The sequence below is a fragment of the Marinobacterium stanieri genome (assembly GCF_900155945.1).
Lineage (GTDB): Bacteria > Pseudomonadota > Gammaproteobacteria > Pseudomonadales > Balneatricaceae > Marinobacterium > Marinobacterium stanieri.
Window position 1 is genome coordinate 19017 of sequence record NZ_FTMN01000002.1, and the last position, 25028, is coordinate 44044.

General features: G+C 54.6%; 25 protein-coding genes. 5 read left to right on the forward strand and 20 right to left on the reverse strand.

From position 1 onward, the window contains the following. Positions 1-2: 2 nt before the first annotated feature. Positions 3-506, forward strand: a complete 504-nt coding sequence (locus BW956_RS04900; protein ID WP_076461356.1) for a peptidylprolyl isomerase — start codon at positions 3-5, stop codon at positions 504-506. Then, positions 506-1270, forward strand: coding sequence for a UDP-2,3-diacylglucosamine diphosphatase (locus tag BW956_RS04905; RefSeq protein ID WP_076461358.1), 765 nt, complete (start codon positions 506-508; stop codon positions 1268-1270). The genes BW956_RS04900 and BW956_RS04905 overlap by 1 nt, the downstream gene beginning before the upstream one ends. Here the strand turns inward: BW956_RS04905 and BW956_RS04910 are convergent. The 7 genes from BW956_RS04910 to BW956_RS04940 all read right to left on the reverse strand — a co-directional run bounded on the left by BW956_RS04910 (position 1215) and on the right by BW956_RS04940 (position 6206). Next, positions 1215-1871, reverse strand: a complete 657-nt coding sequence (locus BW956_RS04910) for a MiaE family protein (RefSeq protein ID WP_076462086.1) — start codon at positions 1869-1871, stop codon at positions 1215-1217. The two genes, BW956_RS04905 and BW956_RS04910, sit on opposite strands and share 56 nt — an antisense overlap. Before the next feature lie 186 nt (positions 1872-2057). Next, positions 2058-2804 carry a phosphate/phosphite/phosphonate ABC transporter substrate-binding protein gene (locus BW956_RS04915; RefSeq protein WP_010322970.1) on the reverse strand — a complete coding sequence of 249 codons (747 nt, stop codon included), beginning with the start codon at positions 2802-2804 and terminating at the stop codon, positions 2058-2060. A gap of 12 nt (positions 2805-2816) precedes the next feature. Then, the gene (locus BW956_RS04920) at positions 2817-3278 is read right to left on the reverse strand and encodes a PAS domain-containing protein (RefSeq protein ID WP_076461360.1); all 462 of its coding nucleotides are present in this window, start codon (positions 3276-3278) and stop codon (positions 2817-2819) included. Positions 3279-3341: 63 nt separating this feature from the next. Continuing rightward, positions 3342-3704, reverse strand: coding sequence for a roadblock/LC7 domain-containing protein (locus BW956_RS04925; RefSeq protein WP_010322968.1), 363 nt, complete (start codon positions 3702-3704; stop codon positions 3342-3344). Between the two features lie 64 nt (positions 3705-3768). Then, a complete protein-coding gene (locus tag BW956_RS04930; protein WP_076461362.1) occupies positions 3769-4401 on the reverse strand; it encodes a hypothetical protein in 633 nt (210 codons plus the stop codon). 44 nt (positions 4402-4445) lie between these two features. Continuing rightward, positions 4446-5711 (reverse strand): hypothetical protein, encoded by a 1266-nt coding sequence (locus BW956_RS04935; protein WP_139327131.1) that lies wholly within the window; start codon positions 5709-5711, stop codon positions 4446-4448. Positions 5712-5732: 21 nt separating this feature from the next. Further along, the gene (locus tag BW956_RS04940) at positions 5733-6206 is read right to left on the reverse strand and encodes a hypothetical protein (protein WP_076461366.1); all 474 of its coding nucleotides are present in this window, start codon (positions 6204-6206) and stop codon (positions 5733-5735) included. Positions 6207-6810: 604 nt separating this feature from the next. Between BW956_RS04940 and acnB the strand changes: the two genes are divergently transcribed. Both acnB and BW956_RS04950 read left to right on the forward strand, forming a co-directional pair. Further along, positions 6811-9408 carry a bifunctional aconitate hydratase 2/2-methylisocitrate dehydratase gene (gene acnB / locus BW956_RS04945; protein ID WP_010322964.1) on the forward strand — a complete coding sequence of 866 codons (2598 nt, stop codon included), beginning with the start codon at positions 6811-6813 and terminating at the stop codon, positions 9406-9408. Positions 9409-9552: 144 nt separating this feature from the next. Continuing rightward, positions 9553-9975 carry an immunity protein Imm33 domain-containing protein gene (locus tag BW956_RS04950; RefSeq protein WP_076461368.1) on the forward strand — a complete coding sequence of 141 codons (423 nt, stop codon included), beginning with the start codon at positions 9553-9555 and terminating at the stop codon, positions 9973-9975. Positions 9976-9987: 12 nt separating this feature from the next. On the opposite strand, the gene amrA is transcribed toward BW956_RS04950, so the two are convergent. Together amrA and amrB are read right to left on the reverse strand one after the other, a co-directional pair. Next, positions 9988-10578 (reverse strand): AmmeMemoRadiSam system protein A, encoded by a 591-nt coding sequence (amrA, locus tag BW956_RS04955; protein ID WP_076461370.1) that lies wholly within the window; start codon positions 10576-10578, stop codon positions 9988-9990. Further along, positions 10565-11368 carry an AmmeMemoRadiSam system protein B gene (amrB, locus tag BW956_RS04960; RefSeq protein WP_083702941.1) on the reverse strand — a complete coding sequence of 268 codons (804 nt, stop codon included), beginning with the start codon at positions 11366-11368 and terminating at the stop codon, positions 10565-10567. The genes amrA and amrB overlap by 14 nt, the downstream gene beginning before the upstream one ends. 50 nt (positions 11369-11418) lie before the next feature. Between amrB and amrS the strand changes: the two genes are divergently transcribed. Further along, positions 11419-12501, forward strand: coding sequence for an AmmeMemoRadiSam system radical SAM enzyme (gene amrS / locus BW956_RS04965; protein WP_076461372.1), 1083 nt, complete (start codon positions 11419-11421; stop codon positions 12499-12501). Here amrS and BW956_RS04970 read toward each other — a convergent pair. The 11 genes from BW956_RS04970 to BW956_RS05020 all read right to left on the reverse strand — a co-directional run bounded on the left by BW956_RS04970 (position 12475) and on the right by BW956_RS05020 (position 24985). Next, positions 12475-13437, reverse strand: coding sequence for a tRNA dihydrouridine synthase (locus tag BW956_RS04970; RefSeq protein ID WP_076461374.1), 963 nt, complete (start codon positions 13435-13437; stop codon positions 12475-12477). The genes amrS and BW956_RS04970 overlap by 27 nt on opposite strands. A 50-nt stretch (positions 13438-13487) precedes the next feature. Further along, positions 13488-14714, reverse strand: a complete 1227-nt coding sequence (locus BW956_RS04975) for an O-succinylhomoserine sulfhydrylase (RefSeq protein ID WP_076461376.1) — start codon at positions 14712-14714, stop codon at positions 13488-13490. 9 nt (positions 14715-14723) lie between these two features. Then, positions 14724-16250 (reverse strand): amidophosphoribosyltransferase, encoded by a 1527-nt coding sequence (purF, locus tag BW956_RS04980; protein ID WP_076461378.1) that lies wholly within the window; start codon positions 16248-16250, stop codon positions 14724-14726. A gap of 53 nt (positions 16251-16303) precedes the next feature. Further along, positions 16304-16798, reverse strand: coding sequence for a CvpA family protein (locus BW956_RS04985; RefSeq protein ID WP_010322956.1), 495 nt, complete (start codon positions 16796-16798; stop codon positions 16304-16306). A gap of 67 nt (positions 16799-16865) precedes the next feature. Further along, a complete protein-coding gene (locus tag BW956_RS04990) occupies positions 16866-17417 on the reverse strand; it encodes an SPOR domain-containing protein (protein WP_076461380.1) in 552 nt (183 codons plus the stop codon). A 3-nt stretch (positions 17418-17420) separates the two neighbouring features. Further along, positions 17421-18704 (reverse strand): bifunctional tetrahydrofolate synthase/dihydrofolate synthase, encoded by a 1284-nt coding sequence (gene folC / locus BW956_RS04995; RefSeq protein WP_076461382.1) that lies wholly within the window; start codon positions 18702-18704, stop codon positions 17421-17423. Continuing rightward, a complete protein-coding gene (gene accD / locus BW956_RS05000; RefSeq protein ID WP_010322953.1) occupies positions 18691-19611 on the reverse strand; it encodes an acetyl-CoA carboxylase, carboxyltransferase subunit beta in 921 nt (306 codons plus the stop codon). The genes folC and accD overlap by 14 nt, the downstream gene beginning before the upstream one ends. Positions 19612-19678: 67 nt before the next feature. After that, positions 19679-20299 carry a phosphoribosylanthranilate isomerase gene (locus BW956_RS05005; RefSeq protein ID WP_076461384.1) on the reverse strand — a complete coding sequence of 207 codons (621 nt, stop codon included), beginning with the start codon at positions 20297-20299 and terminating at the stop codon, positions 19679-19681. Between the two features lie 52 nt (positions 20300-20351). Beyond that, positions 20352-21194, reverse strand: a complete 843-nt coding sequence (truA, locus tag BW956_RS05010; protein WP_010322951.1) for a tRNA pseudouridine(38-40) synthase TruA — start codon at positions 21192-21194, stop codon at positions 20352-20354. A gap of 9 nt (positions 21195-21203) precedes the next feature. After that, a complete protein-coding gene (locus tag BW956_RS05015) occupies positions 21204-23849 on the reverse strand; it encodes a FimV/HubP family polar landmark protein (RefSeq protein ID WP_076461386.1) in 2646 nt (881 codons plus the stop codon). A gap of 134 nt (positions 23850-23983) precedes the next feature. Further along, positions 23984-24985 carry an Asd/ArgC dimerization domain-containing protein gene (locus tag BW956_RS05020; protein ID WP_076461388.1) on the reverse strand — a complete coding sequence of 334 codons (1002 nt, stop codon included), beginning with the start codon at positions 24983-24985 and terminating at the stop codon, positions 23984-23986. Positions 24986-25028: the final 43 nt, after the last annotated feature.

The window sequence follows — 25028 nt, forward strand, 5'->3', positions numbered from 1 at the left end:
ACATGATCATCCTGCAAACAAATCTTGGCACCATCTCTCTGGAACTGGATCACGAAAAAGCCCCCAATACAGCGGCAAACTTCGAGCAGTACGTTCGTGATGGCTTTTATGATGGTGTGATTTTCCACCGGGTGATTGACGGCTTCATGATTCAGGGCGGCGGCTTTGAGCCCGGCATGATTCCCAAGGAAACTCGCGAGCCCATTCAGAACGAAGCTGACAACGGCCTGACCAATGCTGCCGGCACTATTGCCATGGCACGCACCATGGACCCGCATTCTGCTTCTGCACAGTTCTTTATCAACGTATCCGACAACAGCTTCCTAGACCATACCGCGAAAACAACTGAAGGCTGGGGCTACGCTGTGTTCGGTAAAGTGGTAGAAGGCATGGACGTGGTCAACAAGATCAAGAAAGCCTCAACCACTATGCGCGCCGGCCACCAGGATGTACCTGCCGAAGATATTGTTATCGAATCGGCACGTGTCGAGGACGCAGAAGGCTAATGCTCCGGTATTTCGTTGCAGACCTCCATCTCGACAGCAAACGCCCGGATATCATCCGGGCGTTTGTGCATTTCCTGAATGAAAAAGCCGTTCACGGGAACGAACTGTACCTGTTGGGCGATATATTCGAAGCCTGGATAGGTGATGATGCCGCCCCGGACTTCTTGCAACCGGTGTATGACGCGCTCACCTGCGCTTCACAATCAGGCGTAAAGATCTATTTTCAGCACGGCAATCGGGATTTTCTGGTTGGACAAGCTTTTATGGACCGCATTGGTGCAGAGCTACTGCCTGAATGCCAGGTTATCGAAAGCGCACACGGTAAAACCCTTCTCCTCCATGGCGACCAGCTTTGCCTGGATGATATCGACTACCAGGCTTTTCGAAAACAGGTCAGAAACCCGGAATGGCAAGCCGCCATTCTGAGCAAATCAGTGCCGGAGCGATTGGAATTGGCACGCCAGCTGCGACAGGCAAGCCAGGAGCAGACTGCGCAGAAGGCACAGGATATTACGGATGTCAGCCCTTCAGCCGTCAGCCAAACGCTTGAACAAGAAGCCGCGCCACTAATGATTCACGGCCATACTCACCGCCCTGAAATTCACACCGAGCAATCAAAGACAGGCGGCGTGCGCATCGTCCTGGGTGACTGGGATACGCACGGCTGGTACCTCGAACAAGATCAAAAAGGTAGCCGGCTCTATGCCTTTAAGCTGCCGGACGGGCCTGCAGAGCTTCAGGATTATCTAGCAGCGCCTGACTAGGTTTGCCGCTATGGAAACGGAATTCATCGTCTTCTGTACGTATGAGTTCCGCTTCCAACTGGCGGAAATGCTCCACACGATCATCGATCGGCTCACCCGCATACTCGCGTGCCAACGAGATATAATCCTGATAGTGACGCCCTTCCGACTTCAGCAATGACCGATAAAAACGGGCAAGCTCGTCATCCAGATCCGGCGCCAGCGCCGCAAAACGCTCACACGAGCGAGCTTCAATAAACCCGCCAATAATAAGCACATCAATCAAGCGCCCCGGCTCGGAAGTACGCACATCCTTGCGCAATCCTGCGGCGTAGCGTGCCGGGCTTAGATGGCCATACTCCAGCCCTCGCCCATCCATAATACCCAGAACCTGCTCAAAATGGATCAACTCTTCACGAGCAAGACGAGACATTTTGTTCAGCAGGTCAGAGCGGTCAACGTACCTGAACATAAGCGTCATCGCGGTAGACGCCGCCTTTTTTTCGCAGTGAGCATGATCCGTCAGCAACAAACCCAAGGCTTCAGGGCGCGCTGCCAGCTCCAACCACTCACGCGGTGTTTCACAGCCCAAAAAGGCTTTGATTTCGTCAAGTACATCCATCTGATTGCTCGCATTTAACAGCATGAGGCCAGAACTTTTCAGTAAAGGCCTGCTAAAGAAAGGGTCATTAATAATGGGCGCAAATTCTACAAACTCATTTACGCGAATACCAGCACGGTACAGCCGATAACAAAAGAGGCGCACTTGGCGCCCCTTCCGGTATAACAAACACTATGAACCTTGAAATCAATCAACCAGTGTATCAATCAGGTCGATCATGAACTCGGTTTGCTCTTCTTCCATAACATCCCAGCCATCAAGCCCCATGCTTTTCAGCACGGGAATTCCTTTGGGATCATGCTCCATATTTACAAGCCGATCTGTCAATGTATCCATGTGCGCCTGCATGCGAGGCCCCGCTACCAGCGTATGATGGACAACACTGATCTGACTGCTGACCAGGGGCTTCATCTTGCTGCGCACAAGCTCAGAAAGCTCCTCAAAGCCAGCCTTGAGGAAGAACCCCGCATCGGCATCGCGATTCAGCAGTGCCTTGGCCACCAACACATAACTATCCAGCTCTTTAAAGCTGACATTAGTGGCATCCAGGTCAGCTGACTCAAGCATGATCATGCCCATGATATGGACATCAGGATCAGCGGTCGTGGCAACTTTCAATCCCGGTGCCAGATCTTCTACACAGGTGACTTCATCATCAGCACGTACGGCAATAACCGTTTCGTCAGCGCGATTTCGGGGGCGCACCAGCACCTTGAACCCAAGTTCACGCACCAACATCGAGGCGTCATAGGGATTGGCGTAAATCAGATCAAGCTTGCCAGCACGAATATCTTCACGCTGCTGCTCGAAACTGTCATACAGCTCAAGATGAACGCCTTCGCCCAACTGACGCTGCAACCAGGTATTGAAAATAAACCAGCCCGACAAGTGCGTCGGTGGAAAATCAGGACTGACTGACAAGTTCAATGCCATCGCAGAACCTCCCTATCTGAGCGTGGCGTACAAGGCTTCACTCTCATTAATCTTGCTGCGTGAGGGCTTACGCCGTACCGAGGTATAACCGACCAACTGACCATTACGAATATTGGGGATCACGGTCGCTTTTACCCAGTAGTAAGCACCATCCTTGCGCAGATTTTTGACATACCCTTGCCACTTTTTACCCTGAGCAACCGTATCCCAAAGATCCTTGAAAGCCACTGCAGGCATATCCGGGTGACGCAGAATATAGTGATTGGTTCCGATCAGCTCTTCACGCGTGTAGCCTGACATTTCAATGAAGGCACGATTCGCATGAGTGATAATACCCTGTGGGTCAGTTCGTGAAACGATTAACTTCCCGTCGGGGTATGGCACCTCCTGATCGACAATGCTTGCAAGCCGTTCGGTACCATCAAAATACTTGATCAGCACCTCACGAGCGGCAGCCGTATCTTGTTCGGACATACACACTCCAAACCGAGTAAGCGGCGCCTGTATGGCAGGCGCACGCCAAACACAGTTAAACGCTTATAGAATCTTGCCAATCGCATCCGCAGCACGTTTTACGTCCAGGAAGATCAGACCCAAACGTGCATTGGTTTTGGCAACCACTGTAAGCACCGACTCAGGGTTGGCGTGCGTCATAAGAATGTAGCCGTCCTTGCCCTTCACCAGAACCTGCTCCAGTTCACCACGTGCAAGCTCCTGGGATGTGCGCTCACCCAGCGACAACATCGCTGCACTCATCGCACCTACACGGTCTTCATCCATGCCTGCCGGCAGCAGGGAGTCGATCACGAGACCATCCGTGGAAATAACCGCGGAGGCTTCGATTTCAGCCGATGTCCCGTTGAGATCGTTAAGAATTGAGGTCAACATTTCTGAGCGCATGGTAGTCTCCTTTTAGGCCATTAGCGCTGGTTGTAAATCTGTATAAGGCAGCCAGTCTGCCTCATCAGTAATCCAGGTAGCGTCGGATCAGAACCGACATCAAATCAACAAAAGGCTGCCTGTTCAGATGAGGCATCCCTTCCAGAATCAGCAGGAACTTCTGTTCACCTACGTGCAGGGTCCAGAAGCCCAACTCACTTTGACCAACTGCGTCGACCAAAGCCCAAGACGAGCCGTCAAACCCAAGGTGCCGCGCCAGCAAAGACTGATGACGCTCGTGCAGAGACACAAGGTCAGCAGCCATACCCGCTACAGCTTCAGCTTCGTCAGGATCAAAGCCGGACTGACCCAGGCAGAAGCCCTGGTCGTCGGCCAAAAGCACCCGGCCATCCGCCAGGCGAGGAAGATACTCAGGCAACAACTGCTCAATCGTACCACTGGCAATCGGCTCAGGGTTCTCAGGCAGATCAACAAACCCGTGTTGCACCGCCTTGTCCAACAGCGCATGGGCATCAGCTTCAGGCAGGCCTGTAAGTTTCTGTAGCAGAGCACCCAGATAAGGAATATGGGTATCGGCACTCAGTAGCTGCAGCAACAACGCCCTGAGGGCATCATTACTGGTTGAAAGCGTGGCGTAATAGGCCCCGCTGGGGGTGACCTGAAAATACCGCGGGGTCTCATTCTGATCTTGATTCACGTTTTAACTCCGAAAGATCCGTGGGTGTGTTGCACACGTTTCGGTCACTGACAGTACAGGCCGACGGCGTCCGCTGCCACCAGGAACGAAAAGACAAAACGTTGAGGAATACTCAACATATCAGCCACATTACGAGCTGACAGCCTCTGACTCTGCCAAAGTTCGGCGATACTGCGCGCATGCGGTGTTTCCAACAAACGCTCAAAGTCAGGAATCTCAGCCAACAGCAGAGGTTCTTCAGCGGAGAGCGAATCGGACACGCGCCCACGGGCCGTAAACAAGGCCAGCTGCCACACCAGTTCATCAGCAGCCACCCGTTTGCCTTTGGGCAGTTCCTGGTCAGGCTCTTTATCCAGCAGCGACAATTCATCAAACCCGAAACGGGTTCGTGTCAGCTGCAGGAGTAGATCGGAGTCCATACCGACCAAAAAAGCCTTCTCTGCCGGCAGATAGAACAAGGCGCCGGGTACGCCTACAATCTGCTGGATGTTATTTGTTTCATTACCGGTTTTAACGGCACGCAGAATCCAGGGAAGCATCAAGCCATCGAGGCTGAAATAGACACGTCGACGCTCAGTGGCCTCGTCAAGGTTAACATCCGACAAGCTGCCACAGCACTGGAGGATCATTTCAGCCGACAGCGAGGGTACTTTTGGCGCCTCAGGCTCAGGGGCCACTTCAGGCTCAGGTGCAGGCGCAATCTTGCCTTCAGCTTCCAGCCTGGCCTGCTTCTCCTGAACCTGCTTTTGCGCTTCAAGAATCAGGCTATTGAGCTCATTACGATGAACACTGAAACGACTGTTAAGACCGGCTTCTTCCCGATCTTTATGCTCACCCTGCCAGGACGAAGCGGCTTGAGTGCTACGCTGCTTTCGCGCCTGCCACTCGGCAAAGGCTTCTTCACGCGCACGATCACGGTCATTCAGTGGTTTTGAAGGAGCGTCTTTGGCAATTAGCGGTTCAGCTTTTGCTTTCACACCTGATTGAACGAGCTTTTTAAGATCGCTCAGCCCCTCCTGCAATGCCTTGATACTGAGAGGCCTTTCAATGTAGACCCCAGCATTGCGGGACGGCTTGTCGGCTTTACTGTCGACCACTGCGACCCAGGGCTTGCCGGCGTCATTCAACCAGTTCTGCAGGTGTCGCTCGGCCACCTCATCCTTGAGATTAATCATCAGCGCATCGGCATCGCCACTGGAAACAAGGTTGTAACCAATAGCATTGCGACCACCGAAGAACACTTCCAGCATTGCCTGCTCTTTGGCAGCGAACCCGGAAGTTGTAATTGTTAGCTGTTCACTGACCGACATAACGATTATCTATTACCCCGCTCAGTGAAGTTGTTTCTGAATCGACAGTCTGGTGCAACGCCCGTTGCTCAGTACCGAATAATCAAGGGGCAAACTGGACAAGAGATCCAACTCACGGGTATCGACAGCCTTGTTCATGGTGATGCGGTGCTCGGACAACAGCAGAGGTCCTGCTTGCTGGATAAGCCTGTTTACCAGGAATTGACCACGCCCTCTCAGCACCAGCAGGAGATCAATTAACGCCCCGGTCACACGCTCGCTATCAGCACACTGAATGGACAGGTACACACGGCGAATATGATTGCGAAGTACACGCGGGCGGGCAGCGACAAGCCTGGTCAGGTAACGCAACGCCACAGTAGGCTGAACACCGACATAGATGAGTCGCTTGTCCGCCTGAAGGCTGAACATGATCTGCAACTTGCATAGTTCCAGATCTGAACGACTTGGGCGCTCATCCTGTGCCACCTCAGCCTGACCGACTGCTGGGTTCATCTAGGTTACCTCCTACCTGAGATAAAGTGTTCAAACGTTATACGTAGCTTCATACCTGATTTCAAATACAGCTTCATTAATATTGACGCGTATCAAACGGCACGTCGCGAAACCAGGCACCCAACACAAACAACTGTAATTACAGCGTTTCGACGTAATAATTTATCCTTTGATCCTAGGCATTTTTGCGGCAACAGCAAGCCATTTTTCTGAAACAGTACCGAATCGTGATCCACGCCAGTACTCCGCCTCAAAGCCCGTCTCAATTAAGCGTCACATACCCTCATTACAGTCAAACAACTATTTAATTAATATCCTCTTTAACACCTCAGCATAGTCAAGTTGACAAGGTATAGACAGTTTTAAACGACACACTGAGCACGCGTTTTTTTCACCCTTTAAAAAGAGTGGATTTGTCTGCAGCGCTTGCGAGCACTACGCCCCGGCATCATTCTTTAGTTTAGTAATTGTCGACAAAAACTTAACTTTGCCCCTGCCTTTCGCTAGAATTCGCCCCGCCAATCACCATTCGATACCTAGTCGATACGCCGCTGGCAGAGTTACATCTCGCGAGTTGGCGGTGAAAACAGATGAGGGCCATATCGTGCTTGAAGCTTATCGTAAACATGTAGAAGAACGCGCTGCAGAAGGCGTCCCCGCGAAGCCGCTTGATCCCGAGCAGACTTCAGCTCTTGTTGAACTCCTGAAAAACCCGCCGGCTGGCGAGGAAGAGTTCCTGGTTGATCTGCTGTCCAACCGTGTACCGGCGGGTGTGGACCAGGCTGCTTACGTAAAGGCAGGCTTCTTGGCAGCTATCGCCAAGGGCGAGGCCTCCTCTCCGCTAGTGGACAAGGTTAAGGCTGTTGAACTGCTGGGCACCATGCTGGGCGGTTACAACATCGCGCCGCTGATCGAATGCCTGGACATCGACGAACTGGCACCGACCGCTGCCAAAGCACTGTCTCACACCCTGCTGATGTTCGACGCTTTCCACGACGTACAGGAAAAAGCTGAAGCGGGTAACGCTTTCGCCAAGCAGGTTATGCAGTCCTGGGCTGAAGGTGAATGGTTCACCTCCAAGCCTGAAGTGGCTGAAAAGATCACTGTTACCGTATTCAAGGTACCGGGCGAAACCAACACCGACGATCTGTCTCCGGCTCCGGATGCCTGGTCACGTCCTGACATCCCGCTGCATGCCAACGCCATGCTGAAGATGGAACGTGAAGGCATCAACCCGGAAGAACCGGGTGTTAAAGGCCCGCTGGCTCAGATTGAAGAAGTTAAAGCCAAAGGCTTCCCGGTTGCATACGTCGGCGACGTAGTGGGTACCGGTTCTTCCCGTAAGTCCGCTACCAACTCTGTGCTGTGGTTCTTCGGTGACGACATCCCGCACGTACCGAACAAGCGTGCCGGTGGTTACTGCTTCGGTAGCAAAATCGCTCCGATCTTCTACAACACCATGGAAGATGCTGGCGCCCTGCCGATCGAAATGCCGGTTGACGACCTGAACATGGGTGACGTGATCGACGTTTACCCGTACGAAGGTAAAGTGTGCAAGCACGGTACTGATGAAGTCATCTGCACCTTCGGTCTGAAGACCCAGGTCCTGCTGGACGAAGTACGCGCTGGCGGCCGTATCCCGCTGATCATCGGTCGCGGCCTGACTGAAAAGGCACGCGAAGCTCTGGGCCTGGGTCAGTCTGACCTGTTCCGCAAGCCTGAGCAGCCGGCTGACACTGGCAAGGGTTACACCCTGGCACAGAAAATGGTTGGTAAAGCATGCGGCATGGACGGTGTACGTCCGGGCATGTACTGCGAGCCGAAGATGACCACCGTTGGTTCACAGGACACCACTGGTCCGATGACCCGTGACGAGCTGAAAGACCTGGCGTGCCTGGGCTTCTCTGCTGACCTGACCATGCAGTCTTTCTGTCACACCGCTGCTTATCCGAAGCCGGTTGACGTAAACACTCACCACACCCTGCCGGACTTCATCATGAACCGCGGCGGTGTATCCCTGCGTCCGGGCGATGGTGTAATCCACTCCTGGCTGAACCGCATGCTGCTGCCGGATACTGTTGGTACCGGTGGTGACTCTCACACCCGCTTCCCGCTGGGCATCTCTTTCCCGGCCGGTTCTGGTCTGGTTGCATTCGCAGCTGCTACCGGCGTTATGCCGCTGGACATGCCTGAATCCATCCTGGTTCGTTTCAAAGGCAAGCGTAACTCCGGTATCACCCTGCGTGATCTGGTACACGCCATTCCTTACTACGCAATCAAGCAGGGTCTGCTGACTGTTGAAAAGGCAGGCAAGAAAAACGCTTTCTCCGGTCGCGTACTGGAAATCGAAGGTCTGGAAGAACTGACTGTCGAGCAGGCGTTCGAACTGTCTGACGCTTCTGCTGAGCGTTCTGCTGCAGGTTGCACCATCACCCTGTCTGAAGATTCCGTTGCCGAGTACCTGCGTTCCAACATCGTCATGCTGAAGTGGATGATTGCGGAAGGTTACGGTGATGTGCGTACTATCGAACGTCGCATCAAGGGCATGGAAGAATGGCTGGCCAACCCGAGCCTGATGCGTGCCGACGCTGATGCTGAATACGCTGAAGTGATCGAAATCGATCTGTCCGAAATCAAAGAGCCGATCCTCTGTGCTCCAAACGATCCGGATGATGCGCGCCTGCTGTCTGAAGTCCAGGGCGAGAACATCGATGAAGTCTTCATCGGTTCCTGCATGACCAACATCGGCCACTTCCGCGCTGCGGGTAAACTGCTGGAGTCTTCCGGCAAGTCCATCCCGACACGCATGTGGATCGCACCGCCGACCAAGATGGACCAGGCTCAGCTGAGCGACGAAGGCTACTACAACGTGTTCGGCAAGGCCGGTGCACGTATGGAAATGCCGGGCTGCTCCCTGTGCATGGGTAACCAGGCACGTGTTGCTGCCAAGAGCACTGTAGTGTCTACCTCTACCCGTAACTTCCCGAACCGTCTGGGTGACGGCGCCAACGTATACCTGGCGTCTGCCGAGCTGGCGGCTGTTGCGGCTCTGGAAGGCAAACTGCCGACTCCGGCGGAGTACATGGAATACGCGAGCAAGCTCGACAGCATGTCTGGCGAGATCTACCGCTACCTGAACTTCGACCAGATGGACAACTACGTCGAAAAAGCCGGCAGCGTTATCCCGACTGTTGAAGCCTAAGACCGGATTAGTCGCTCAAGCGACATGATCCCTACAAAACCCCGCCTCGGCGGGGTTTTTTGTTATCCGGGAACACCTTGGCAGACCTAACTGATATAATCTGACGCCTGAAACCGTTGTAACAGGCTGCAGACAGGTAATCCCATGAAATCACCAACGCCCGATCAGAACCCGACCCCTGAACAGGAAACTGCCCAGACCAAAAACGGCTATCTGGCACTGGTATCACGCCTGCTGCTGGACGAAAAACTGCCGATCCGCTTCATGTACAAGACAGTCCCCGAGCACTTGAATGACACTGGATGGCGCATGTTTACCGGTTATGAAACCGAAGAGTTTCTGGCTGATGAAATCGTGAATATGGCCCCTATTCCACTGGAGCGTATCTGCGAAATTGACCCATCCCTGACAGAGCTGGTCGAATACAATGCCGGCACCGTATGGGAGCGCCCCCCCGAGTCAGATGGCTGGGAACGTGTCTATGACTTCCGTATCCCCGCTCCCAAGGTTGATGTTGAGATCACCAATGACGTAGACCGCTTTGCTCAGTCCCACGAAGACCTCTAATCGACCATATTTTTACTGACCGAGCTCGATACTCTTTTCATCGGGCTCGGAGCAGATCTGTGTCGAATAACGCCATGCCTGCATCAGATCACTGTCCAATTCACCGGAAGCCATACCTGCCTTTTGCTTCAACGCCTGCATAAAAGCCTCTGGGGTTGTCAGGCTCTGCCATACATCCGGTAGAAAGGTTGCCTGATGATAACCAACCCGGATCAGTATCCCATCCAGGCCGGGCCTTAACTGCCTGACAAGCTCCGCCTCATTGGCAACATCCATCTCTTCCAGCGGCGAAAGCACCGATACCTTGATACGTATTGGCTCATGCGGCAACAAAGGCTGAAAGCGCGGATCATGCAATGCGGCCTGCACCGCATTATGGCGCACGTCCTCTGCCAGAGTCTGCCGCGCATAGAGCGATCCTATACAGCCTCTTAACCGACCGTCGCTTTCAAGGGTTACGAAACTCGCTCGCTCCAATTGCAGCAGGGGCGAATCCAGCTCATGAAGGTCCAGCGCCGCATATCGATACCGCAAGGCCTTTGCAATTGCCTGGCGCGCAATTGCAAGTAAAGCATTACAGGGAAGCACATCAGTAACAGACATAGGCGCCATACCCCACCACACGAGCTTTATCGCCTGCGGTGTCACCTGAAGTATTTTGTCCCAGACAACGCAGCTCTAACCCGGCCTTGCGCGCGGCAAGCAACAAGCCATTCAACGCCTGGCAGCCACAGGCCTGCTCAGGTTCAATCACGGACTCCAGGTTCAAGATCTGCCGGGTGGTTTGCGCATCCAGCTGCCGAGCCTCCTCCCACGGGTGAAAATGACTTAGATCACTGCTGACCAATACCAGCACATCTTCGCGTTGCCACAGCTCCGCTATCAAGGCCGATACGGTTTCGACTGGCGTATGCCCTACCAGTAGCGGCAGAACCCTTGCCTCGGGTGCAACCTTTTGCAAGAAGGGCAACTGGACCTCAAGGCAATGCTCCAGCTGATGCGCATCCTGGCGCACAGGCAGATCAAAGCGCGCTTGCAGTAACCGCTCAAGATCCAGGTCGATGGCAACATCACCCAACGGCGTGTGCCAGTAAGTCTCGGCCACACCGGCAAAACCACTGAGAGGGACCCGATGATTCGGCCCCAGCAGTACAATCTGGCTCCAGCCTGCCAATGGCATCCATCGCTCAATTTGCCGATACACAAGCGCAGCGATCGGGCCGGAGTAGACAAGACCGGCATGGGGCACGACAAAAGCACGGGGCTGCCGCGGCAATGAAACAGGCTCAGTTGACTGTACCAGTAACTGATCCACCAGCTGATTCAAGTCGGTTTCAGTGCCCGGATAAAATACCCCGGCGACGGCAGGCTGTCTCACTGCGGCGTGCATCATTGGCTTTCTCCTGATCTATAGTGTGAGTATAGCCAAACAGGTGATTCACGATGGGCGACCCTCATAGCGTTCCTGGGCGTTTCTGGCACCCGCTGGACAACGGTAAACTTCAGTGCGACCTCTGCCCCCGTTACTGCCAGCTGAACAAAAACCAGCGTGGGCTCTGCTTCGTACGGGGACGTGTGAATGATGAAATTCGCTTACTGAGCTACGGCCTGTCCAGCGGTTTCTGTATTGATCCGATTGAGAAGAAACCCCTCAACCACTTTTTACCGGGCACCCCGGTACTCTCCTTCGGAACTGCCGGCTGCAACCTCGCCTGCCGTTTTTGCCAAAACTGGGACATCAGCCGCTCGCGGGAAACCGCACGCCTGAGCGACAGCGCGTCGCCACAGGCACTCGCCGAAGCGGCCTTCAATCACCATTGCAGGAGCATCGCCTTCACCTATAACGACCCGGTTATCTTCCATGAATATGCCATCGACGTTGCCAGAGCCTGTCATGACAAAGGTATCAATAGTATCGCCGTCAGTGCCGGGTATGTGTGCCCGGAACCCAGAGAAGCCTTCTATGCCGAAATGGATGCGGCCAACATCGATTTAAAGGCATTCTCCGAGCGGTTTTACAAAAGGATTTGCGGTGGCGAACTGGCACCGGTTCTGGACACCTTGAAATACATCCACCATGAAACTGATGTCTGGCTTGAAATCACCACCTTACTGATTCCGGGCGAGAATGACTCAGACAGTGAAATACTGGCCATGTGTGAGTGGATTCGTGACCACCTTGGCACCGAAGTCCCCCTGCATTTCACAGCATTTCATCCTGACTGGAAGATGCGGGACCACCCGCGCACCCCGCTGGCGACACTCAGGCACGCGCGCGCACTGGCGCTGCAGCAGGGATTGAAGTTTGTCTATACGGGGAATCTGCCTGATCAGGAAGGCAACACAACCTATTGCGGTCAATGCGGCGAGGCCTTGATTAAACGCCAGGGCTACACACTGATTGACTGGCAGCTGGATGCACAAGGCTGCTGCAAGCACTGCAACACCCCTCTGCCCGGGCTATTTGAAGCCGAGCCGGGTCACTGGGGCGCTCGACGCCTACCGGTTCACATTGAAGGCCGATAGCTCCGAGAGCAGCTGCGTCATCCTCTCGGGCTCACGCTCGGTACGCACCGCATCAAACACAGCTTGTGCCTGAGGGAAATGGCGCTGCATCATCTTGAGCCATTGCTTGGTACGGCCATTGATATGACGCCGCTCCAGACGCATGGATACCTGCTGGTGATACTCCTGCACCAACTGCATCACAGTAGGCCAGGTTGCTTCCGGCCCCAGATCCTTATCAGGTTGAGCAATGGCTTGCGCGAGGAAGGGGTTGGCAATCATGCCACGACCAATCATGACATCTTCGCAACCACTGATTTCACGACAGCGGTGCAGGTCTTCAACGGTCCAGATTTCACCATTGGCGACAACAGGAATCGACACTGCTTCACGAATGCGGGCAATCCACTCCCAGTGCGCCGGTGGCTTGTAACCTTCAAGTTTGGTTCGCGCATGCACGGTTACGCGTATGGCGCCAGCTTCTTCGATAGCCTGTGCGTTCTCAAGCGCCAATGACTTGTCATAGAAACCCAAGCGCATCTTGGCGCTTAAGGGCACCTCATCCGGCAAGGCATCGCGCACCCCGCGAGTGATGCTGTAAACCTCCTCAGGATCCTTGAGAAGAATTGCTCCACCCCGGCTTTTATTGACGGTTTTGGCAGGACAACCAAAATTCAGATCGATTCCCTTGGCACCCAGCTCCGCAGCACGCACCGCATTTTCACCCATTGCAGCCGGGTCATTCCCCAGCAGCTGCACCAACACAGGTACTCCGCTAGGCGTGTGCGACCCCTGCTCCAGCTCGGGCGCCAGACGGTAGAACACGGAGCGCGGCAGCAACTGTGTGGTAACACGAATAAATTCGGTGACACAGATGTCGATACCGGGCATGCGGGTTAACAGATCACGCAGAGTGTGATCCAGAACCCCTTCCATTGGTGCCAGATGTATTTGCATGGGTACAGGAGTCTACAGAGGCCGGGGAAGGCTCCCCGGCCGGGCAGGGATTAGCCTTTCAGCGCGTCGAGGCCACGCTGAAGGTCAGCTTTGAGATCGGCAATGGATTCAAGGCCAACCGAGAAGCGGATCAAGCCCTCACGAATACCCGCCGCCTCGCGCTCTTCGACACTCATACGACCATGAGTCGTCGTGGCAGGATGCGTAATGGTGGACTTAACATCGCCCAGATTACCGGTAATAGAAACCAGTTCGGTGGCATCAATAAAACGCCAGGCCTCTTCACGCTCACCTTCTACTTCGAAGGCCAGCACACCACCAAACGCACTCTGCTGCTTGCAGGCCAGTGCATGCTGGGGGTGATCTTCAAGACCGGAGTAATACACCTTACGCACACCCGGCTGAGTTTGCAGCCAGCGGGCAATTTCCAGCGCGCTTTCGCTGTGCGCCCGCATACGCAGCGGCAGAGTTTCCAGGCCCTTAAGGAAGACCCAGGCGTTAAACGGGCTCATGCAGGCACCGCCGGTACGCACCAGACCAAAGACCTCTTCCATCTCCTTGTCACGCCCAACCAGCACCCCGCCAACACAACGGCCCTGACCGTCGATGTATTTGGTAGCCGAATGCATGACTACATCGGCACCAAAATCCAGCGGACGCTGCAAAGCAGGTGTCAGGAAACAGTTATCTACGACAACCAACGCATCATGACGATGGGCAATCTCGGCAATCGCACTGATATCACTGAGCTCTGCCAACGGGTTCGACGGCGTCTCCATGAAGAACATGCGCGTATTGTCAGTGACCGCCGCTTCCCAGGCTGCCGGATCAACCGGATCCACAAAGGTGGTGGTGATACCAGCACGGGTGAAGTACTTGTTGAACAGGGAAACGGTAGAACCGAACACACTGCGGGAGCACACAACATGGTCGCCCTGCTGCAGCAGGGCAAGTCCCAGATTCAGAATCGCTGCCATGCCGGATGCAGTTGCAACAGCACGCTCACCACCTTCCAGAGCAGCAATACGCTGCTCAAAGGCCTGTACCGTCGGGTTGGTGAAACGGGAATAGATATTACCCTCTTCATCACCACCAAACCGCGCAGCGGCTTCACGCGCAGACGAAAAGACAAAACTCGAGGTGGGGAAGATGGCATCGGAATGCTCACCTTCCGCAGTACGGTTCTGACCCGCACGCACAGCCAAGGTGTCGACTGACAAATCCTGTTCGGCTGTAAAGTGAATTCGGGCTTCGCGCTCAAAGCTGGACTGAGTCATCGGCCCTCCTCAATCAATCTTGTTATGCAGGTCAGCGGACTCGTTACCGTCCTCGGCATCGCTCGGATCTGCCTGCTTGGCATCATCATTTCGCTTGGCATCCACACGGGCCAGGTAAGCCTGATCCACAGTGCCGGTCACGTACTGGCCATCAAACACGCAAGTATCGAACTCGGTGATCTCGGGATTGAAGGCACTGACAGAGTCCTTCAAATCCTGCAGGTCCTGGTACATCATCCAGTCACAACCGATGTACTCACCCACTTCATCCGCAGTACGGCCATGAGCGATCAGCTCGGTGGCCGACGGCATGTCGATACCGTACACGTTGGGAAAACGTACTTCAGGGGCTGCAGAGGCGAAGTACACCTTACGCGCACCCGCTTCACGTGCCATCTGCACGATCTGCTTGGAAGTGGTACCACGCACAATGGAGTCATCTACCAGCATGACAACCTTGTCACGGAACTCAGCCTGGATCGGGTTCAGCTTCTGGCGAACGGATTTCTTACGCTGGGTCTGACCCGGCATAATAAACGTACGGCCAATGTAGCGGTTCTTGATAAAGCCTTCACGGAAAGTCACGCCCAGAGAATTGGCCATCTCAAGCGCAGCAGTACGGCTGGTATCAGGAATCGGAATGATGACATCGATGTCGTGCTCCGGCATGACACGTCTCACCTTGTCAGCCAGCTTAACACCCATCTCCATGCGAGAGTGATGGACGGACACACCATCAATGATGGAGTCGGGACGCGCCAGATAGACATATTCGAACAAACAGGGCGCAACCTTGCTGGTTGCGGCACACTGACGGGTTGAGACCTTGCCTTCAATATCGATAAAGATCGCTTCACCCGGGATCAGGTCACGTACCATCTCAAAGCCGGCTGTATCCAGCGCAACGCTCTCGGATGCGACCATGTACTCCTCTTCACCCTGCTCGTTCACGCGCTTGCCGTACACTACGGGGCGGATACCACAGGGGTCACGGAAGGCAACAATGCCGTATCCGGTAATGATGGCGACAACTGCATAGCCACCCTGGCAACGGCTGTGAACCTTCTCGACCGCCTGGAAAATATCGTCGGCACTGGGCTGAAGCTTGCCGATCTGCTGCAGCTCGTGTGCAAAGATATTGAGCAGCACTTCGGAGTCAGAGGTGGTATTGATGTGACGCAAATCCGAGCGGAAGATCTCGTCAGCCAACTGATCCGCATTAGTCAGGTTACCGTTATGAGCCAGGGCAATACCGTAGGGAGAATTGACGTAAAACGGCTGCGCTTCAGCGGAGCTGGAACTGCCCGCTGTCGGATAGCGCACATGACCGATGCCCATATTGCCATTGAGCTTTTTCATGTGACGAGTGCGAAAGACCTCGTTAACCAGCCCGTTATCCTTGCGCAGGAAGAAGCGGTTGCCTTCACAAGTCACCATACCCGCGGCGTCTTGACCACGATGCTGAAGCACGGTGAGTGCATCAAAGATTGTCTGATTAACGTAAGACTTGGCAACAATGCCGACGATACCGCACATTCAATCCACCTCAGAAGGATGTCACTAAAAAAGTAGCCCTGAGCACTTCAGTCTCAGCGGCCGATATTCCAAATCGCTTCACCAACGTCACTCGCCACCTGGCGAGTCCAGTCTTCCAGCAGTACAAAGTGTGGAATGAGTTGCGACTCACTCCACCAGTAATCCTGCACCGCAGGGGTCATCCCCAGCAGCGCAACAATGACAACCACTACCAGTCCGCCGCGCACGGCACCAAATCCCATCCCCAACACGCGGTCAGAGCTGGTTAGACCAGTAGCATCCACCAACGCCGAAAACAGCGCCCCAACCAGAGCACCGGCAATCAGTGTGATGACAAACAGAATAGCAAAGGCCGTCAGCAATCGAAGTGACGGCGTCGCAATATAGGCGTCCAGAAGGACACTCAGGGAAGGTGAAAACAGGCGGGCCAGTACAAAGGCCGAGACCCAGGTCAGAAGTGATATCGCTTCCTTCACAAACCCTCGCTTGAGGCTCATGAGGCTAGAAACCGCGATAATGGCAATAATGGTCCAGTCAGCCCAATTCATTCTCGTCGCCCGTACCCAAACAGCGTCGCATTCTAACAGAGCCCCAGCGGCAACCCAATGGGGGATTTCACTGCGTTGTAAAGCGCACGATCATGCCTTCAAGGGCATAATCCTTCTTCAAGCGCGCCTGCAGTGATTCGAGTCGGGAACGCTGCATATCCGGCCCGACAAAGACCCGCACCAGATCAGGCCCATTACGGATATACACCTTGTAGCCCCCATCAATCAGCTCCGAGCGCAGTGACCGCGCGTTGGCTTCGTCACGGAAGCTGGCAAGCTGAAGCGTCCAGGCCACCGGTACCTGCTGCTCATCAAGGCGCGGGGTATCTTCACTGGCATCGATACTGGGCTCCGCCGCGGCTACGGCTTCCTGCAAGGGAGGAGCCGGTACTGCGACCACCGCCGGCTGTGCCGGCGGTGCCACTTCAGAGGTATCAGGCAGCGCAGTTGACTGAGGCTCAATTTGAGCCAATTCGGGCATATCGGGTGCAGGCGGGATACGGTCCTTCAGGTGACGCTCACGATAGCCGGATCCATCCAACAGCAACGGAAAAAGCACCAGTGCCGAGATCAGTACTGCGGCCAGACCGACCAGTTGCTTCTTGTGCTGCTCTTTCATGTTCTATCCTTCAGTGATGCACGCCAATGCATCAGCAACGGTAAAAAATGAGCCTGCGACCACAACCTGCCCTTCCACCCTTTCAGCTGACAGCTTACGCAATACCTGCGCAACACTCTCAGCCGAATGTACCTGAGCGGCTTGAATACTGGCCTGAGACAGATAATCGGCCAGCTGCTGTGCTGAAGTGCCACGCGGCACATCCAGACTGACCGGATACCAGTGATCAACCACATCGCTCAGCGCGTCAATAACAGAGCCTATGTCCTTGTCATGCAGCATACCCAGCACCAGATGCACTGGCGCTTCAGAGCCAGCCAGCTGTGATGAAAGGTACACAGCCGCTTCGGGGTTATGAGCCACATCCAGCAGCAGGTCAAGATTCTGCCACTGACAGCGCTGCATGCGCCCGGTCAACTGCACAGACGCCAACCCGGCTCGAACAGCCTGCTCCGAAACTTGCCAAGGCATCAGCTGTAGCGCCTGCAACACCATGGCCGCATTAGCCAGTGGCAAACCGGGATTAGGCAGCTCTGTCAGAGAAACAGGGCCAGCTGCACCCTGCCCCTGCCAGTGCCAGCTATCCGAATGAGCTTCTAAGTCGAATGCCTGGCCACGTGCATACAGCTGAGCACCCAGCTGCTCTGCATGAGCAAGCAACGATTGCGGTGGCTCAGGATCACCACAGAGTGCGGGCTTACCGGCACGATAAATGCCGGCTTTTTCAAAGCCTATGCTTTCGCGATCAGGCCCAAGCCAGTCAGTGTGATCCAGGGCAACTGTTGAGACTAGTGCCAGGTCAGCATCAACGATATTGACGGCATCCAGTCGCCCCCCCAGCCCCACCTCGAGCAGCATCACATCAACGCCAGCTTCCGACATGATCAGCAGCGCCGCAAGGGTACCGTACTCAAAGTAGGTCAGCGGGATATCGCCACGCGCCTGTTCAATGGCAACAAAGGCACGACAAAAAGCGGCGTCCTCAGCAGGCTCGCCATTGAGCAATACACGCTCGTTGTAGTGCAGAAAGTGCGGCGAACTGAAACGCCCTGTGGTTTTGCCACTGGCCAGCAGAACAGCATCCAACATGGCAAGGGTTGAACCCTTGCCATTGGTGCCGCCCGCAACCACCTTGAATGTGCTATCGAGTTTCAGCTCAAGCCGGTTGGCTACCTGCTGCAGTCGATCGAGACCCAGCTCGATCTCGGCGGGATGGCAGGCCTCTATGCGCTCCAGCCATTGCGGCAACGTAAGCTGCTTAAAATCAGCCGTGTCAGGCGTCTGCATCTTGTTCAGCCGGCGCCTCAACTTCAACAGGTTCTTCTTCAACAACATCCTGAGCCGGCAAGTTGTTCAACTTGCGCAGAATGGAGGCGATACGAGTCGGCATCTCGCCACGGCTGATAATCATATCGACCTGGCCATGTTCCAGCAGGAATTCACTGCGCTGGAAACCTTCCGGCAGTTTTTCACGCACGGTCTGTTCGATGACACGCGGGCCGGCAAAACCGATCAAGGCATTGGGCTCGGCGATATTCAGATCACCCAGCATGGCAAGAGAAGCCGAAACGCCACCATATACCGGATCAGTCAGTACCGAGATGTAAGGGATACCGGCCTGACGCAGTTTTTCCAGTGCAGCACTGGTTTTTGCCATCTGCATCAGCGAGATCAACGCTTCCTGCATACGAGCACCACCGGAAGCGGCAAAACAGATCAGGGGGATACCCTCTTCCAGAGAGATGCGAGCAGCACGTACGAAACGCTCACCTACTACCGCACCCATGGAACCACCCATGAAGTTGAACTCAAAGGCAACGGCAACCACTGGCAGGCCCTGGACCTCACCCTTCATGGCAATCAGCGCGTCCTTTTCGCCCGTAGCCTTCTGAGCTGCGCTCAGGCGATCCTTGTATTTTTTGGAATCACGGAACTTGAGACGATCCACCGGTGTGACTTCGCTGCCCACCTCATGGGTCGTGTTCTCATCCAGAAACATTTCCAGCCGACGACGCGCGTTGATACGCATATGGTGGTCGCACTTGGGGCAAACATTCAGGTTTTTCTCAAGTTCCGGGCGATACAGAATAGAGTCACACTTCGGACACTTCTTCCAAAGCCCTTCAGGAATGTTGGTACGCTTCTTTTCATTGCGCACCAGAGAGGGAACAATTTTTTCCAGCCAGTTACTCATGTTACTCGTTCCTGTCAGTACCGGTCGTTCATAACGACCGTGAAAGCTGTAATTCTATTGAATACGGTCAGGCAGCAGTCTTGGCTGCCTCGACAAACGCCGATACCTTGGCGCCATCTTTTTGGCCGGGTGCTGCTTCAACACCACCCGACACATCAACTGCATAGGGCCCTACAGCGGCAACTGCACGCGCCACATTGGATGCATCCAGGCCGCCGGCCAGGGTAATCGCACCGGCAATTTCATCTGGAATCAGATCCCAGTCAAACACTTCTCCGGTACCACCCGGCACGCCGGGACGGTATGCATCCAGCAGGATACCGCGAGCATCTGGATAAGCGCTGAACGCCTGCATCAAATCCAGATCAGGCTTGACCCTGAGCGCCTTGATAAAGGGACGCCCGAAACGCACACAGTCAGCGTTACTTTCATCACCGTGGAACTGCAGAAGATCAAGCTGCGCTGTTGCCAGCACCGACTCCACAAAATCCACATCAGCGTTCACGAACAAACCCACCGTAGTGACAAACGGTGGCAGCTTGCGGATGATTTCGCCAGCCTGCTCAGGTGTCACATAGCGCTTGCTGGGCGCATAGAATACGAATCCCAACGCATCCGCGCCGGCTTCAACAGCAGCAAGCGCATCGCCAAGATTGGTAATCCCGCAAATTTTTACCCGCGTACTCATGGATTCTCCCGATCTATCAAGCCGCTAATAGTATCAGAGCCCCTCGCCAGCGTCAGTCTGACGAAGGCAGAAAGTGCGGCCCCAAAGGCGCCTGTGGCAGATTGAACAGCTCTGGGTAACGCACATCCACGAAATACAGCCCATCCGGTGGCGCTGTCACGCCTCCCTGACGACGATCCCGCGCTTCGAGCACTTCCCTCGCCCACTCTGTTGGCCGCTCACCGGCACCAACGGACATCAGAACACCTGCAATATTGCGGATCATGTGGTGCAAAAAGGCATTGGCGCTAACATCAATCACTACCAGCTGCCCTGTACGGTAAACATCCAACCTGCGAATTTCGCGAACCGGACTTTTAGCCTGACAGCCCACCGCCCGATAGGATGTGAAGTCATGCTCACCCAACAGATGCGCTGCAGCCTCTTGCATCAACTCCACATCCAGATGACGGTGTGTCCAGGTGACGCCGCCCGCCAGGATGGCCGGCCTTGAGGGTGAAGTATAGATAAGATAGCGATAACGCCTTTCCTTGGCGGAAAAGCGAGCATGGAAGCAGCCCGGGACCTCTGTTGCCCACTTCACGGAGATATCATCCGGCAAGTGCACATTGGTGCCCAGCACCCATGCACGTTCGGGGCGCTCCACCCAGGCATCAAAATGTACCACCTGATGACTGGCATTTACCCCGGCATCGGTGCGACCGGCACACACAACCTGAACAGGATGGTTGGCAATCACGGACAGCGCCCGCTCAACTTCTGCCTGAATGGTGGGAACCTTATCAAAGGCCTGCAGCTGCCAGCCCCTGTATGCAGCGCCGACATATTCAATGGCGAGCGCATAACGAAAAGGGGCGATAGAAATCGCCCCGTCGGTCGTGTTTTCTTGTGTCATTAACGTTTATCAGCCAAGCGTATCCAGAAGTTTCTGTGCCTGCTCCCTCTGACTTTGGGAGCCTTCACTGGTAATTTCCTGAAGGATATCACGTGCGCCCTCTCGATCATCCATTTCCAGGTAAGCGCGTGCCAGATCCAGTTTGGTTTCGGTTTCATCCGTACCGCTGAGCAGATTCATCTTGTCGAGGATCTCAACCGCTTCATCATTACGCTCTTCGCTCAACTCGATTTCATCGTCTGTGCTGTTGAGCATCTCGTCGACTTCAGAATCGAGATCCATTTCGAGGTCATGCGAAATGTTAGACGTAAGCTCCTCTTCCACCGGATTACGCAGCTGGAGTTCATCTGCTCCATCGTCCTCAGACACAGGGTCAAAGTCAGCCAGCAGGCTATCGAGGTCATCTTCTGCGGAGTCCGCTTCAAAACCTGACAGGTCTACGGCGTCATCTTCGTCATCATCCGCTGAGCCTGCGAGCATGGCATCCAGTTCGGAGTCGATTTCGTAATCATCATCCGCCAACGGCTCTACAGTTTCATGCAGCGTAGAATCGGCAACCGGATTGTCATCTTCATCGGCTGCCGCTTCAACGCGCGCCTCTTCAGAGCTGGCACCGAAAAGTGCTTCCAGCTCATCATCACCGTCGATGGTCTCATCAGTGGCTTCGGTCGGCTGATCGTTATCAACGAGCATGAAGTCAAGATCGTCAGAGGTATCATCACCACCAAGCAGTGCATCCAGATCGGAATCCTGGTCTTCCTCTGCGGACAAAGGTGCAACCTTGAACTCCAGCTCTTCGTCTACATCTGCTACTGGCTCAGACGTTTCTTCAGTGTTGGCAGTCGGGAATTCCAGAGCATCGTCTTCAGCGTTCATGTCTGCTTCAGATGCTTCAGGCTCCTCTACACCCAGATCAAATTCGGCCGCATCCAGCTCACTGACCGTATCAGACAGGTTGTCATCCACATCGTCCTGTGCATCAAGATCATCCAGATCGAGATCCATATCCAGATCCAGGCTCTGCAAATCATCACCCAGATCAGCCTGCTCCTCTTCCGGCGCAAGAGACTGCATGGCGGGACGCGTAAAGTCATCATCCTCTTCATCAGACAAGGGGGCGTGTTTTGGCAGCTCATCGCTGTCGTCATCATCAGCAGCCAGGGCAGCACCCGCGGCAACACCTGCTGCACCGGCAGCAACAGCAGCGCTCGGCACTTCAGGCTCATCACGCTCCTTGAGGTTATCCGGCACATTGACCAGATCAGGCTTGGATTTTTCCGGCTTATCCGCGCCACGACGACGCAGCGCCAGCCAAAGGCCGGCCAGAATTGCCAGGGCACCCGCACCTATACCGCCCAACAGAGTCGGGTTTTCCATCACGGTATCGAGCGGGGATTGCGACTTGGCAGCCTCATCCTGACGGCTCATTTCAGCCTGCAGAGTTGCCATCTGCTGGGACTGGAGCTCCAGCATGCGGGTCTGGGATTCAAGCTGTTCCAGAACGGAGTTCAGCTTGTCATTGAGATCGGCGTTCTCACGCTCGAGCACATCGATTTTTTCCTGAGCGACCAGCACTTCATTCTCGAGCTGGCTACTCACATCCGTGATGGTTTGCTCGGTATCCTGCGCTGCAGCACCCTCTTCGGCGCTACTATCAACACTTTCCCCTGCCGGGGCACTGGCGTCAGACTCGGATGCCTGCTCATCAGGGGCAACAATGGTCAGCTTACTCTGCTCGCCTGCGTCAGTTACACTTGCGTTAGCGCTGGCATCACCACCCTCATCCGCTGTGGCGCTATTATCCGCAGCTTCACCATTCTGCGCTGGCTGTTTACTGACATCCACTGGAGCAGGCTTACTAATCATACCCGCTTTACCGTCACGCCAGAGCTTCATCTGACGCGCAACTTCGGCCACAGCCTCTCGGTGGGAAAGTACCCCAGCCTCAGCTTTGTTCGGCACATCCATTACAACGCCTGCCTTCATGGCATTGATATTGCCAGAAGGGAAAGCCTGAGGGTTTTTACGCATCAGTGCCAACATCATTTGATGCTCAGTCACACCGGCGGGTTTGTTTCGTTTTGCAAGGTCCCACAGCGTGTCATTAACACCCACGTAAACCTGACCTTCACCGGCTCGCGTGCGAGCGTTATTGGCATTAACGGCTGGAGAGGCAGGCTTAAGTTCGGGCAGCGCGGTTTCAGTAACGGAGACGGAAGCCGAAACGGCAGGTGATGTGCGCACTGTCGGCGCAGTATCGAAGACCGGAGGATCCAGCAGCAGTGTATATTCACGCACCAGACGACCACTGGGCCAGTTTACTTCCACCATAAAGTTCAGAAACGGTTCTTGCACCGGCTCTGAAGAACGCAACAAAATACGTCCAGCCCCCTCTGGTGAAACCAACACTTGGAACTGAATATCCCTCAGATACCGCCCCAACTCACTACTACCTACAGAGTATTCATCCAGCGATGCCATACGTGGCTGGATCTGCAGAGGGGACAGATCGCGAACCTGCGTCAGCCTGATTTCAGCGTCCAGAGGCTCATTCAGCGCGGAGTTCACTCGTATCTCGCCCAAACCCAGGGCATTTGCGTGCGATACCCCTAGGGCTGCTGAGACCGCAAGACTTAAGGCTAGTTTACGCAGCATCGGATACTCCCTTTTATATTCATCTGCCCCTCCCTTCTTCTATGCTATGAATCAGGGGGTTACGGCTCCATCAAAGTGATTGCAAGTATTATGTATAAGTTGATGGCCGGTCAAGCAACCACGACCATTGAGCACTATTTCAGCACCAAGCGCTGTGCGACCTGCAATGCCATTAGCGCACCACCAAGCCCCAAATCGTCGCCAACTGCTTGCAGCGCAAAGCCGCCGCTTTCTTCAGCATCCTGACGAATTCGGTGCACAACCGCCACATCCTGACCAACGGCATCACTCACCGGACTCGGCTGCTTCTGCGCCTGATGGTCATAACGTACTGCATCGGCCCGATCCATGATCTCTTGAACCTGATCCATCTCGACAGCCTTGCGCGTTTCAGCCTGAGCCGTAACCAGGTTGCCGTAAAACGCAGGCACACGCACTGTGCTCACTTCAACTTCAAGATCTTCACCCAACAGAACCTGCAGTTGCTCGCGCAACAATTGCTCGCTGCTGGTCTGACCGCTGGACTGAATATCGCCGACATCAGGCAGCATATTGAACGCCAACTGCTGGCCAAAGAAGCTGGCCTCAGCCTCACGGCCATTCATCAATCGAGCTGTCTCCTGCGCCAGCGACTCAACACCCTCGCGTCCACTTTCAGATGCAGCTACCAAGGCTGTCAGGTTGACCTTGAGGAGTTCATAGGCTTCATGCAGCGGATACAGTGCCAAGGCTGCCGTAATAGTAGCCGATCCTGGAACACCGATAACACGACCTGGGTCAAGCGATGTCAGCGTCGCACCATTGATTGCAGGCAAACACAGGAAAACATCAGAATCCGTGTATCTTTCCGGATACAGATCAATCACATACCCTTTAGACTGACCTTGCAACTTTGCCTGAACACCAGGCGCCAGCTCAGCATCAGCAACGAAAACCAGTTGTTGCGCATCAGGGTCAAAATCAGCATAGGCACGTGTGCGTGACGCATGCCCACGAAACATCAGACTGCGACCGGCCTGGTCTTCATCTTCGAAAAGCTGAATCTGATCAATTTCCAGTTCGGACTCATCCAGTAATTCAAGCAGTTTTTCACCCTTGAGGCTGGCAGGGCCCAGCAATGCCACATTCAATGTCATTTTATCCCGTTCTCAAATCAAAACAGCCCGACATAAGTCGGGC

Excerpts from the sequence above, each read along its gene's own strand:
- purF (WP_076461378.1), bottom strand. The coding sequence starts at position 16,250 with ATGTGCGGTATCGTCGGCATTGTTGCCAAGTCTTACGTTAATCAGACA.
- BW956_RS04925 (WP_010322968.1), bottom strand. The coding sequence starts at position 3,704 with ATGCGCTCAGAAATGTTGACCTCAATTCTTAACGATCTCAACGGGACA.
- BW956_RS04985 (WP_010322956.1), bottom strand. The coding sequence starts at position 16,798 with ATGAATTGGGCTGACTGGACCATTATTGCCATTATCGCGGTTTCTAGC.
- amrA (WP_076461370.1), bottom strand. The coding sequence starts at position 10,578 with ATGTCTGTTACTGATGTGCTTCCCTGTAATGCTTTACTTGCAATTGCG.
- accD (WP_010322953.1), bottom strand. The coding sequence starts at position 19,611 with ATGAGTAACTGGCTGGAAAAAATTGTTCCCTCTCTGGTGCGCAATGAA.
- BW956_RS04920 (WP_076461360.1), bottom strand. The coding sequence starts at position 3,278 with ATGTCCGAACAAGATACGGCTGCCGCTCGTGAGGTGCTGATCAAGTAT.
- BW956_RS04935 (WP_139327131.1), bottom strand. The coding sequence starts at position 5,711 with ATGTCGGTCAGTGAACAGCTAACAATTACAACTTCCGGGTTCGCTGCC.
- BW956_RS04950 (WP_076461368.1), top strand. The coding sequence starts at position 9,553 with ATGAAATCACCAACGCCCGATCAGAACCCGACCCCTGAACAGGAAACT.
- BW956_RS04970 (WP_076461374.1), bottom strand. The coding sequence starts at position 13,437 with ATGCAAATACATCTGGCACCAATGGAAGGGGTTCTGGATCACACTCTG.
- BW956_RS04900 (WP_076461356.1), top strand. The coding sequence starts at position 3 with ATGATCATCCTGCAAACAAATCTTGGCACCATCTCTCTGGAACTGGAT.
- BW956_RS05015 (WP_076461386.1), bottom strand. The coding sequence starts at position 23,849 with ATGCTGCGTAAACTAGCCTTAAGTCTTGCGGTCTCAGCAGCCCTAGGG.
- BW956_RS05020 (WP_076461388.1), bottom strand. The coding sequence starts at position 24,985 with ATGACATTGAATGTGGCATTGCTGGGCCCTGCCAGCCTCAAGGGTGAA.
- BW956_RS04975 (WP_076461376.1), bottom strand. The coding sequence starts at position 14,714 with ATGACTCAGTCCAGCTTTGAGCGCGAAGCCCGAATTCACTTTACAGCC.
- amrB (WP_083702941.1), bottom strand. The coding sequence starts at position 11,368 with ATGATGCACGCCGCAGTGAGACAGCCTGCCGTCGCCGGGGTATTTTAT.
- BW956_RS04990 (WP_076461380.1), bottom strand. The coding sequence starts at position 17,417 with ATGAAAGAGCAGCACAAGAAGCAACTGGTCGGTCTGGCCGCAGTACTG.
- amrS (WP_076461372.1), top strand. The coding sequence starts at position 11,419 with ATGGGCGACCCTCATAGCGTTCCTGGGCGTTTCTGGCACCCGCTGGAC.
- truA (WP_010322951.1), bottom strand. The coding sequence starts at position 21,194 with ATGACACAAGAAAACACGACCGACGGGGCGATTTCTATCGCCCCTTTT.
- BW956_RS04940 (WP_076461366.1), bottom strand. The coding sequence starts at position 6,206 with ATGAACCCAGCAGTCGGTCAGGCTGAGGTGGCACAGGATGAGCGCCCA.
- BW956_RS04915 (WP_010322970.1), bottom strand. The coding sequence starts at position 2,804 with ATGGCATTGAACTTGTCAGTCAGTCCTGATTTTCCACCGACGCACTTG.
- BW956_RS05005 (WP_076461384.1), bottom strand. The coding sequence starts at position 20,299 with ATGAGTACGCGGGTAAAAATTTGCGGGATTACCAATCTTGGCGATGCG.
- folC (WP_076461382.1), bottom strand. The coding sequence starts at position 18,704 with ATGCAGACGCCTGACACGGCTGATTTTAAGCAGCTTACGTTGCCGCAA.
- BW956_RS04910 (WP_076462086.1), bottom strand. The coding sequence starts at position 1,871 with ATGGATGTACTTGACGAAATCAAAGCCTTTTTGGGCTGTGAAACACCG.
- BW956_RS04905 (WP_076461358.1), top strand. The coding sequence starts at position 506 with ATGCTCCGGTATTTCGTTGCAGACCTCCATCTCGACAGCAAACGCCCG.